Annotated in this window: 10 protein-coding genes; 5 read left to right on the top strand and 5 right to left on the bottom strand. The window is 42.7% G+C overall.

What is annotated here, in order from left to right; all coding sequences use genetic code 11:
* Positions 1 to 132: 132 nt before the first annotated feature.
* Both ASU35_RS17255 and ASU35_RS19530 read right to left on the bottom strand, forming a co-directional pair.
* A complete protein-coding gene (locus ASU35_RS17255) occupies positions 133 to 837 on the bottom strand; it encodes a hypothetical protein (protein ID WP_058354204.1) in 705 nt (234 codons plus the stop codon).
* A gap of 159 nt (positions 838 to 996) precedes the next feature.
* Positions 997 to 1,164 carry a hypothetical protein gene (locus ASU35_RS19530; protein WP_156059472.1) on the bottom strand — a complete coding sequence of 56 codons (168 nt, stop codon included), beginning with the start codon at positions 1,162 to 1,164 and terminating at the stop codon, positions 997 to 999.
* A 269-nt stretch (positions 1,165 to 1,433) separates the two neighbouring features.
* Between ASU35_RS19530 and ASU35_RS17250 the strand changes: the two genes are divergently transcribed.
* A complete protein-coding gene (locus tag ASU35_RS17250; protein ID WP_058354203.1) occupies positions 1,434 to 2,585 on the top strand; it encodes a tyrosine-type recombinase/integrase in 1,152 nt (383 codons plus the stop codon).
* A gap of 167 nt (positions 2,586 to 2,752) precedes the next feature.
* On the opposite strand, the gene ASU35_RS17245 is transcribed toward ASU35_RS17250, so the two are convergent.
* From ASU35_RS17245 to ASU35_RS17235, 3 genes are read right to left on the bottom strand one after another with little or no spacing between them, the layout of a single operon-like run.
* Positions 2,753 to 3,322 (bottom strand): chromate transporter, encoded by a 570-nt coding sequence (locus ASU35_RS17245; protein ID WP_058354202.1) that lies wholly within the window; start codon positions 3,320 to 3,322, stop codon positions 2,753 to 2,755.
* A gap of 2 nt (positions 3,323 to 3,324) precedes the next feature.
* Positions 3,325 to 3,891 carry a chromate transporter gene (locus tag ASU35_RS17240; RefSeq protein ID WP_058354201.1) on the bottom strand — a complete coding sequence of 189 codons (567 nt, stop codon included), beginning with the start codon at positions 3,889 to 3,891 and terminating at the stop codon, positions 3,325 to 3,327.
* Between the two features lie 42 nt (positions 3,892 to 3,933).
* Positions 3,934 to 4,515, bottom strand: a complete 582-nt coding sequence (locus ASU35_RS17235) for a manganese efflux pump (protein WP_058354200.1) — start codon at positions 4,513 to 4,515, stop codon at positions 3,934 to 3,936.
* 86 nt (positions 4,516 to 4,601) lie between these two features.
* Here ASU35_RS17235 and ASU35_RS17230 point away from each other — a divergent pair, with 86 nt between their 5' ends.
* The 4 genes from ASU35_RS17230 to ASU35_RS17215 all read left to right on the top strand — a co-directional run bounded on the left by ASU35_RS17230 (position 4,602) and on the right by ASU35_RS17215 (position 10,702).
* Positions 4,602 to 7,235, top strand: coding sequence for a calcium-translocating P-type ATPase, PMCA-type (locus ASU35_RS17230; protein WP_058354199.1), 2,634 nt, complete (start codon positions 4,602 to 4,604; stop codon positions 7,233 to 7,235).
* Between the two features lie 103 nt (positions 7,236 to 7,338).
* Positions 7,339 to 7,770, top strand: coding sequence for a hypothetical protein (locus ASU35_RS17225; protein WP_058354198.1), 432 nt, complete (start codon positions 7,339 to 7,341; stop codon positions 7,768 to 7,770).
* A 158-nt stretch (positions 7,771 to 7,928) separates the two neighbouring features.
* On the top strand, positions 7,929 to 9,767 hold the full coding sequence (typA, locus tag ASU35_RS17220; protein ID WP_058354197.1) for a translational GTPase TypA: 1,839 nt from the start codon (positions 7,929 to 7,931) through the stop codon (positions 9,765 to 9,767).
* Between the two features lie 14 nt (positions 9,768 to 9,781).
* Complete coding sequence (locus ASU35_RS17215) at positions 9,782 to 10,702, top strand: DUF2156 domain-containing protein (RefSeq protein WP_058354196.1); 921 nt, start codon at positions 9,782 to 9,784, stop codon at positions 10,700 to 10,702.
* Positions 10,703 to 10,774: the final 72 nt, after the last annotated feature.

Below are 10,774 nucleotides of genomic sequence, written 5' to 3'. Positions count from 1 at the left end.
TTTTGGCAACCTTAACCCACCGTCTAAAGCCAGTGGGATTGCGGTAGCCTTATTTCAAAATGCAATTCTACTAAATACGGATTTACAAACTGAAATTTGCTTGGCTTCATATGCTATATTCCTTCTTTCAATTTATGCTGCTTTAGCATAGTCATCATTATTTGTGTCACTTATATCCATATTGTCTGTCATTTCATTATATTTTTCTTTACGGATAATATTATACCCAGAATTTATTGTCATTGTTTTCCTTAATGATTCACTAAACCTATTTAATGTTTCAACCATATTTATATTTATGGAGTTGACATATGATTTCATCTGTGTATTAAGTGTATTTATTGGCGTATTGATAATTAAACTATACGACTCTGTTATTTTATCTAAAATAGGAGTGTAATCTATTGCTTTGTCTAATTTTGCCAACAATACTTCATATTCTTTATTCCATAAATAGTTATAAGCTGTTTCTTTATCACAACGTATAAAAGTTCCGGATTTTGGCAAATCCAATTTATCAACAGCCTCAGTATCAATCACAGAGCTTTTTTCTTTTCCATGAATATCCATGGTTGCAACAACCAATGTTTTAGAAAGGCAAAGTGCAGATGCGATGTCTATTTCTTCATTGATAAGTGCTTTTAATGTATGCACATTACATCTGGAAATAATCCACTTTTGCTCATACCGAATCTCGGAACAGAGACATAAATACAAATTTTTTTCTTTATCAACGCAAGTAAACACTATAGGCTCCATTTCAAATTCATAAAAAACATAGTCTAAAAATAATGTTCCTGCCTGTGTAACGTTTTCAAAATATATATTATTTTTCATTTCCATCTACCTCTTTGAAATATTCCTGCGGTTCCGATTCTTCATATACCCACCAATCTACATGTGTATCCGTTCTTGGCTCTCTTTCTGATGTCAATTGACATGGTCCACAAGAACCTTCTGTCTCCCCTTTTGCTATAGATGCCTTTGGATGGTGTCTCACGGTATTAGTCCACGTTGGATTTCTTCATATGTGCCTATGAAACTCTCCCTGTTAATTGTTCCATTCTTTATAACTCTATATACAAATTTATTTTCTTCTTTTGCCTCTTTTGGCAAGATATCTGTTTCAAAATTTTCTGGAAAGCATGCAGGATATTTTTTCATTCATTTCATCTCATTTTATGTATTTTACGCTTATTGCTAGTATAATAATTCTCAAATTATTGCTTTTAGTATAACATAATTTTTACAAACATGCAATCCAATGTTACATGAGTTACAGCCTCTACAGTTTCTATTCATAGAATTTTGTTTTTCCTCCCTATTAACAATTTTTAGTATAAAAATACTAAAATTTTACAGTAAATTTAATTATTCAATTTTTTAGACCGTCAAAATTCTTGTATAGTTATAAAGAAACGGGAGGTTTTATTGTGTCAAGAAAAGGCGAAAACATTTACAAAAGAAAAGACAACCGCTGGGAAGCGAGAGTATTGGTTGGCTATTCTTTGGATGGAAAGCGAAAATACCATTCTATCTATGGAAAATCCTATAAGGAGGTTAGGTCAAAACGGCAGGAATACCTGTTGACGCATCCTGAAAGTGAAAAAAGCAATGCCGAATATTATATTGAAGCGGCACCTTTTAAACTTTATATCAACCAATGGCTGGCTCTGCAAAAAAGCAAAGTCAAGCAGTCAACCTATTCCACCTATGTGAGAATCGTCAATGCCCAGTTATTGCCGGAATTAGGGAATCTGCCATTAAGAGAAATTATGCCAGACAGTATGGAGAAATTCTTGAAAAGCAGAGAAAAAAATGGGCGCTGCGACGGCAAAGGAGGGCTTTCAGACAAAACGATTTCCGACTTAGTCATTCTATTAAATAGTATTTTTGACTACATTTATAAAGAATATAACCATCCAAACCCAATGGTAAATTTTAAATATCCTGTTAAAAAGCAAATGTCACCAGACCCTTTAAGCCAGGAAGAAAGCCGGATTCTGACTTGCTATTTAACAGGGCATCTGAACCCTGAGGCTTTAGGAATGCTCTCCAGCTTGTATATGGGGCTGCGGTTAGGTGAGGTTTGTGCCCTCCGTTGGGAAAATATTGATTTGGAAAAACAAGTCTTTCGGATCCGTCATACTCTTTATCGCGTATTAAATGAAAAAACGACGGCAGGTTCCTCCAAGACCGTACTTGTCCTGTCAACTCCCAAAACAGATACATCAATAAGGGATGTGCCAATTCCACAGTTCATGCTGCCGCTTTTAGCAAAAATGAAATGTTCACCAGAGAACTATCTTGTTACCGGTACACCCAATCATATTGATCCTCGTACTTACCAGAATCATTTCAAGCATCTGCTAAAGGAGTGCGGTCTCAGAGATGTAACGTATCACTGTTTAAGGCATACCTTTGCAACCAACTGTGTCATTCTGGATTTTGATATCAAAACCTTGAGTGAAATCCTGGGGCATGCCAATACAACTATTACATTGGAGCGATATGTACATTCTTCTCTTTATCGGAAACAGGTGCAGATGATGAAGCTCTCAAATTCTGTTTCTTCTATATTATAGGCGGTAGGATTCTTAATTTATGTGAAATAAATGCATTTCTAGGTTTCTTTATTTTGGGTTATAAAACGTCATATAAAATCGTCAAAGGAAAAGGAAGAGAATATTTAAGAATAAACAAAGGCGTTTCGCTAAGGTATCCCCTTAGCGAAACGCCTTTGTTTATTTTCCTACACCACTCCCAGATAGCCCAGCACAATTCCTGCTACCGCCGACAGGGACACCACAGCAATTGGATGAAGCTTTTTCTTAAAGATTAAAAAAAGTATACCAAGAAACAGAGCCGCCGAACAGCCAAAGGCAGCTGGATTTGGTAAGGAAAGGGATACCCCCTCTGAGAAAAATACAGTTTTCCCTACGGATATGACAGCAGCTCCGATAAGACCGATAACAGCTGGCTTAAGGCCGGACATGCAGCCCTTTACCACAGAGCTGTTTTTGAATTTTTCAAAGCAACGGGAAACAACTAAAATAATGAAAAAGGATGGTAAAACCACACCAAGGGTAGCACAAAGGGCTCCGAAAAGGCCACCGGTCTCCATGCCAACATAGGTGGATACATTGACGGCAAAGGGGCCAGGCGTGCTCTCGCTGACAGCAACAAAGTTTACCAGCTCTGCCTTGCTCATCCAGCCATGAGCATTTACCTCTGCCTGTATCAACGGCAGCATGGCATAGCCGCCGCCAAAGGTGAAGGCTCCTATCTTAAAAAAGGTCCAGAATAATTCCAGATACAACATAGCTATTCCTTCTCCTTTCCTGTTATGATGGTATAAGACATCCATCCTGCTACCCCGCAGCCGATTATAATCCATAAAATATTAATTTTAAAAAATAGCGTAGCCACAAAGGCTCCTCCTGCAATCAAATATGCCACTACATTCTTTGGACACTGACGATACATCGTATAGAGGGCCTTCACAATGAGGGCCAGCACCCCGGCACGAATGCCCCAAAAGGCATAGCGGACAGCCTTAAGACTTTCAAACTGCCGCAGTACACCGGCAATCACCGCTATAATACAAAAGGACGGCAGCACCACACCAAGAGTTGCACAGAGAGCTCCGAAAAAGCCTGCCACCCGGTTTCCGATAAAGGTTGCTGCATTGATAGCAATAGGCCCTGGTGTTGATTCTGCAATTGCTACAATTTCCAGAATATCCTCCTCGGAAATCCATTTTTTTTGCTCAGAGGCTTCTCTCTGAATCAGGGGTATCATCGCATAACCGCCGCCAAAGGTAAAGGCCCCTATCTTAAAAAACACCTGAAACAGCTCCAGGCACCTTAGTCTCTTTGTTTTTTTCTCCATAGCTCTTCCTTTCTGGTTTTCTTCCTAATAGTATAGACCATTTTAAATCCGTAGTAAAGCAATCAAAATTAAAAGTCCTCCAGCAAATACCCCTAGCCCCTTCTGCCCGGCAACACGAGTTTTTACTCCTTTTTCAAACAATATTTCTCCCAGCCATAGAAAAATGCCCTGCATAGCTCCCGACAACACAGGAAGCCAGAGATTTCCAAAGGCAGTCGCTGACAGGGCTGCCCCACAGGCCGCCGCATCTGCTGACAGAGCAAGTCCCAGAAGCACAGCCTCATAGCTTTCAATATTTTTAGATTTATCTAAATCATAGAAGGTCTCTTCACCAAAAAGAGCATTCCGAATCATTGCCAGACCAATCAGTGCTAAGAGTGCCGTACCGAGAAGCTTCATAACCTCACCAGGAAAACAGGAGGAAAGAAGCTGTCCTGCTATCATAGCTGCTGCCATAAAAAGCCCTGTCAAACAGCTGATTAAAAGCTTTGCTTCTCTTGTAATCTTTATCCCTCGCATCCGATAGGAAAATCCGATTCCCAGGGCATCAATGCTTAAGGTAATCGGTAAAATTCCAAGCCAGAGCATCTCATCACACCTTTTTTCTTTTATCTTATGAAGCATGAAAAAAAGCGTTCTCTATTCACCGAAAAGTACATATTATATAAAGAAATTGCAAAAAGGAGCTGCGGAATATCCGCTGATAATATATGATTTACCATACTCTTACTATAAAAGAGGCTCTCGCAAAGCTAAATGTCAGTCCGGAAACCGGCCTTACCTCCAGCGAAGCAAAAAGGAGGCTGATGCAATATGGTCCTAACGAACTAAAGGCTAAAAAGCCACAGCCTCTTCTTTTTCGATTTTTAAGCCAGTTTGCAGATTTTATGATTCTGGTTCTCATGGCTGCTGCCCTGATTTCTTTTCTGGTCTCCTATCTGCGTGGGGAAGCTGACTATATTGACCCAATTATTATTTTTACTATTATTATTTTAAACGCTTCTATCGGTGTTATACAGGAAAGCAAGGCTGAAAAGTCGCTGGAAGCTTTAAAAAAACTGACTGCACCAACTGCCTACGTTCTTCGTGACGGTATTCCTTCCATCATTCCCGCTAGAGAACTGGTGCCGGGAGATGTCCTTCTTTTAGAGACTGGTCAGTATGTTCCTGCAGATGCCCGCCTTTTAACAGCAGTTAATTTAAAGGTTGACGAAGCCTCTCTGACTGGAGAATCTCATCCGGTGGAAAAGCAGGCATCGGCCACCTTTACAGAAACCCAACCTCTGGCTGAGCGGTTCAATATGCTGTATTCCTCCAGCATTATCACCTATGGCCGCGGAACTGCTCTGATCACAGCTACCGGCATGCACACAGAGGTAGGCCATATCGCCCGGCTGATTCTGGAGGATAAAACACCGCCAACCCCTTTGCAGAAAAGGCTTGCTAAAACTGGAAAGGTCCTGGGACTGGCCGCCCTTTTTATCTGTGCTCTGATTTTTATCTGCGGTACCTTAGAGGGACGTCCGATTTTCGATATGTTTATGACTAGCGTAAGTCTGGCTGTTGCAGCCATTCCAGAAGGCCTTCCAGCGATTGTTACTATCATGCTCTCCCTGGGCGTAGAGCGGATGGCACGAAAAAATTCTGTTATCCGTAAGCTTCCTGCCGTAGAGACTCTGGGAAGTGCTACTGTTATCTGTTCTGACAAGACAGGTACGCTGACCCAGAACAAAATGACCGTGACCCACCTGGCTTCTGCCGATGGTGAAGAGATAATTCCCGACGGAAAATCTGCCTCCATCAGTGCGACTGGCCGCTTCCTTCTAACCCTGGCTGCCAGCTGCTCTGATGCTACTGTCCAATTTTCCGGTACCGATACCATCATTACCGGTGACCCGACGGAAGCAGCTTTGGTTCTCGCCGCAGAACAGTCCGGTATCAGTAAATCCCAGCTAGAGCTTACAACCCCCCGGATAGATGAAATTCCCTTTGATTCTGTAAAAAAACGCATGACAACAATACATAAGACCGATACCGGGGGGTATCTTGCGATTACCAAAGGAGCCCCGGATCTCCTGCTTTCCGCTTGCACTCTCTGCTACTCCCAGGGAAGGGAGGTTCCTTTGACTCCAGCTCTACTGCGAGCCATCCAGAAGGAAAATCAGACAATGGCAGACCAGTCTCTGCGGGTTCTTGCCATTGCTTATAAAAAGAGTACTACAAAGCCGGCTCACCCGGAAAAGGATCTGGTTTTTACCGGTCTTGTAGGCATGATAGACCCACCCCGCCCTGAAGCGAGAGAAGCCGTCCACACCTGCAAGCTGGCTGGTATTACTCCGGTTATGATTACCGGCGACCATATCCGCACAGCTCTTGCCATCGGAAAAAGCCTGGGTATCGCCTCTGACAGCCGGGAAGCCATCAGTGGAGCCAAACTGGAGAAAATGAGTGATAGTGAGCTTTTATCCTCTATTGAAAACTACCATATCTTTGCCCGGGTTTCTCCTGCCCATAAGGTACGGATTGTAAAGGCTTTTCAGGCAAAGGGAAATGTCGTAGCCATGACCGGAGATGGCGTAAATGACGCTCCTGCACTAAAGGCTGCCGATATCGGCTGTGCCATGGGAATCACCGGTACCGATGTCGCTAAAAATGCTGCTGACATGATACTGACCGATGATAATTTTGCCACCATCATCGCCGCTGTCCGGGAAGGCCGGGGAATCTACGACAACATCCGTAAATCCATCCACTTCCTTCTCTCCAGCAATGTTGGTGAAATCCTGACCATTTTTGCCTCCATTTTGTTAAATTTCCCAACACCACTGCTGGCAGTACAGCTTCTTTGGATTAATCTGGTCACAGACTCCCTTCCAGCGATTTCCTTAGGCTGTGAACCACCGGACGAAGCCATCATGTGCCGCAGACCGAATGACCCCAAAAAAGGGATGTTCGCTGATGGCTTGGGCCTTCGCATCCTGTTGGAGGGACTTTTCATCGGCTTTTTAGCCCTAAGTGCTTTTTTAATCGGTACCCGCTTTCTACCGGGAAAAAGCCTGACTTTGGGAAGAACCATGTGCTTCTGCGTTCTGGGTCTTTCCCAGCTATTTCATTCCTTTAATATGCGAAGCAGCCGCTCTCTTTTTTCCATTGGCCTTTTGTCCAATAAAAAGCTTTTACTTTCCTTTTTTATCTGCTTTGCCCTGCAGGCTGCCGTTATTAGTATTCCTGCCTTTGCTGCTGTTTTTAAGGTGCTCCCCTTATCTTTTGCTCAGTGGAGCATCTGCCTGTTTCTTTCCTTTTTGCCAATTCCTGTGATGGAACTGCAGAAATATAGGAATTGAGGCTCAATTTTCCTCAAAAAAGGAAAGCAGAGTTGTTTTTCTCAAAAAATAAAGGTATAATAGATAAGAGGATCACCTAAAAGGTGAAGATTGGAGTTTTCATATGAAGCTTAGACCCTTTGACTCTTCTGTAAATGAAGATTTTTCTATGTACGATAAATTACCCTATAAAAAGGATATCGATTTGTGCGGACCTGACAAGATTGCCATGGAAAGCGGCAACGTCATAAAATTTTTCCGCTATACACTCAAGGACACCTACCAGCTTACTGGCATGGATGACCTATTTTATGAAAAGCTTGAAAAGCACCAGAAAGAGCAGGAAACAGCACAGTCTACAGAAAAAAATGCCCTGGAGCGACTGGCTGATACGTTAATACCGGAAGAAGACATTGAAACTGTGGAAAATCCACAGACGATAGCCCCTGTTGAAGGTTCAGATACAGCCGCTGCAGAAGTGCTAGTGGAAGAAACCACCGATGACACAGACTCCTCCGCTATTCCTAAAGAATTCTGGGAGGACGACTGGAGCTAAATTACGAAATCCAGAAATCTCCCGGCTGGTAAGACCACTTACCAGCCTCTTTTTTTACTTTTCCATACACCCAAGAAAAAATACTTGCAAACTTTCTCTATTGTGGTATAATCAATAGGTTATGAATGGTAAACGCAATGTAGAAACGAGGAGCGATTATGAAACAGAAAAGAGAAGACATTCGTAACATCGCCATTATTGCCCATGTAGACCACGGCAAAACTACTCTGGTCGATGAGCTGTTAAAGCAGAGCGGTGTATTTCGAAGCAATCAGAATGTGGGAGAACGTGTTATGGATTCCAACGATATCGAAAGAGAACGTGGAATCACTATTTTATCAAAAAATACGGCTGTCTTTTATAAAGACACCAAAATTAATATTATCGACACACCAGGACACGCAGATTTCGGTGGCGAGGTTGAACGTGTATTAAAAATGGTAAATGGTGTTATCCTTGTGGTAGATGCCTTTGAAGGGGCTATGCCGCAGACCAAATTTGTATTAAAAAAGGCACTGGAGCTGGAGCTTCCTGTTATTGTCTGCATCAATAAAATTGACCGCCCTGAAGCAAGACCGAAGGAAGTTATTGATGAAATTCTGGAACTCTTTATTGATCTGGAAGCCAGCGAGGAGCAGTTAGACTGTCCATTTGTCTTTGCTTCTGCCAAGTCCGGTGTTGCTTGTCTGGACTTAAACCAGACTCCACAAAATATGGAACCATTATTTGAAACTATCATAAACTATATACCAGCACCAGAGGGTGACCCAGCTGCAGATACTCAGGTACTGATCAGCACCATTGACTACAACGAATATGTGGGCCGTATCGGTGTCGGTAAGGTAGACAACGGAACTATCCGTGTAAATCAGGACGTCGTTCTGGTAAATGAACATGACAAGGATAAATTCCAGAGAGTTAAGATCAGTAAGCTCTATGAGTTTGAGGGTCTTAAAAAGGTAGAGATAAATGAAGCCAGCATCGGCTCTATCGTTGCAATTTCCGGCATTACAGATATCCACATTGGTGATACCATCTGTTCTCCGGAAAATCCGGTTCCAATTCCTTTCCAGAAGATTTCTGAGCCTACGATTTCCATGGATTTCCTGGTAAATGATTCTCCCCTGGCTGGACAGGAGGGTAAGTTCGTTACTTCCCGCCATTTAAGAGATCGTCTTTTCCGCGAGCTGAATACTGATGTCAGCCTCCGTGTAGAAGAAACGGACAGTGCCGACTGCTTCAAGGTGTCCGGCCGTGGCGAGCTGCACTTATCTGTCCTGATTGAAAATATGCGTCGTGAGGGCTATGAATTTGCCGTCAGCAAGGCAGAGGTTCTTTACCACTATGATGAACGTGAGCGGAAGCTGGAGCCGATGGAACGTGCTATCGTTGATGTTCCTGAGGAATTTGCCGGCAGCGTTATTGAGAAGCTGAGCCAGAGAAAGGGTGATCTGCAAGCTATGTCCCCAATTCCTGGTAATTACACCCGTCTGGAATTTTTAATTCCATCCCGTGGTTTAATCGGTTATCGTGGCGAGTTTATGACCGATACCAAAGGAAATGGTATTATCAATACAATTTTTGAAGAATATGCACCATACAAAGGCGACATTCAGTACCGTAAGCAGGGCTCCCTGATTGCCTTTGAAAGCGGCGAAACCATTACCTATGGCCTTTTCAACGCTCAAGAACGTGGGACCTTGTTTGTCGGCCCCGGCGAAAAGGTATACGGCGGTATGATTGTCGGACAGAATGGAAAAACTGATGATATTGAGGTTAACGTATGTAAGAAAAAACAGCTTACCAATACCCGTGCTTCCGGCTCTGATGATGCCCTGAAGCTGACACCTCCTCGTATTTTAAGCCTGGAGCAGGCCTTAGAGTACATCGATACCGATGAATACCTTGAAGTTACTCCAAAGAGCCTTAGAATCCGTAAAAAGATTCTGGACTCAACCATGAGAATACGTGCAAAACGTAATAATAGTACAAAATAAGGACTGATTATTTTATGAACTATGAAGAAAAGAAGATAACTCCCCAGAGCCAGTATGAGCTTTCCAAATATGCTAAGCTCCGCCCGATTTATATCAGCGAGGGGCAGTTCCTGAACCAGTTTATCTGGTCTAACTTTTATGACACAACCTATATTACCGGTGACTCTTTCCTCTTTTACCTGATTAATGTTCTGGGGGAAAGAGCCACCATGCTGCCCTACTGCAAAATAGAAGATATTCCGTCTGTATTCCGGACTATCTGTGATTATTTCCACAACGAACTTAAAAAGCCACTTACCATGTATCTGGCTGATGAGACATTTGTAGAAGCCCTTCGTGCTGCCATTCCTGATATAGAAAATACATTTTCTATCGAGGAAGACCGGGACTGCTTTGATTACATCTATGATGCTGAAAAGCTCCGTACCTTGAGTGGCAAGGCCTATCACAAAAAGAAAAACCATGTAAATGCTTTTCTAAAGGACTATGCGGGCCGTTTCGAATACAAAACCCTATGCTGCAAAAATGCCTCTGAAATCGAAGATTTTCACAAACGCTGGCTTACAGAACGGGAAATCACCGGTCGCCGCGACAGCATGAGTAGCGAGGAAATCGGTATCAATCAGATTTTTGAACACTGCTTTGAGATTGACAGTCGTCTTGGTGGTGTCTACATTGACGGTGTCCTGGAAGCCTATTCCATCGGAAGCTACAACCCTGATACCAAATACGCCTATATCCACATTGAAAAGGCAAATCCAGAATGCCGTGGGCTCTATCCTTTCATTAACCAGCAGTTTCTGGTACACGAGTTCCCGGAGGCTCTTTTTGTCAACCGGGAGGATGACTTAGGCCAGGAGGGCTTACGCAAATCCAAGCTTTCCTATAAGCCAGTACGGTTGGAGAAGAAGTTTGTGATTAGGGAAAATAGATAAATTTTGGTTTATCGATTTGTTTTGATTTTCAAGGGACGAAAAGAGTGTTGGTATTATAGCTCTTAAGCTAGG

Source organism: Acetivibrio ethanolgignens (genome assembly GCF_001461035.1).
GTDB lineage: Bacteria > Bacillota > Clostridia > Lachnospirales > Lachnospiraceae > Velocimicrobium > Velocimicrobium ethanolgignens.
The sequence above is the reverse complement of the archived record's forward strand: the minus strand, read 5'-3'. Positions and strand labels throughout refer to the sequence as shown.

What these genes read in the sequence shown, in the direction of transcription:
- ASU35_RS17240 (WP_058354201.1), bottom strand. Translation starts at nt 3,891, where the DNA reads ATGGAGAAAAAAACAAAGAGACTAAGGTGCCTGGAGCTGTTTCAGGTG.
- ASU35_RS17230 (WP_058354199.1), top strand. Translation starts at nt 4,602, where the DNA reads ATGATTTACCATACTCTTACTATAAAAGAGGCTCTCGCAAAGCTAAAT.
- typA (WP_058354197.1), top strand. Translation starts at nt 7,929, where the DNA reads ATGAAACAGAAAAGAGAAGACATTCGTAACATCGCCATTATTGCCCAT.
- ASU35_RS19530 (WP_156059472.1), bottom strand. Translation starts at nt 1,164, where the DNA reads ATGAAAAAATATCCTGCATGCTTTCCAGAAAATTTTGAAACAGATATC.
- ASU35_RS17255 (WP_058354204.1), bottom strand. Translation starts at nt 837, where the DNA reads ATGAAAAATAATATATATTTTGAAAACGTTACACAGGCAGGAACATTA.
- ASU35_RS17235 (WP_058354200.1), bottom strand. Translation starts at nt 4,515, where the DNA reads ATGCTTCATAAGATAAAAGAAAAAAGGTGTGATGAGATGCTCTGGCTT.
- ASU35_RS17225 (WP_058354198.1), top strand. Translation starts at nt 7,339, where the DNA reads ATGAAGCTTAGACCCTTTGACTCTTCTGTAAATGAAGATTTTTCTATG.
- ASU35_RS17215 (WP_058354196.1), top strand. Translation starts at nt 9,782, where the DNA reads ATGAACTATGAAGAAAAGAAGATAACTCCCCAGAGCCAGTATGAGCTT.
- ASU35_RS17245 (WP_058354202.1), bottom strand. Translation starts at nt 3,322, where the DNA reads ATGTTGTATCTGGAATTATTCTGGACCTTTTTTAAGATAGGAGCCTTC.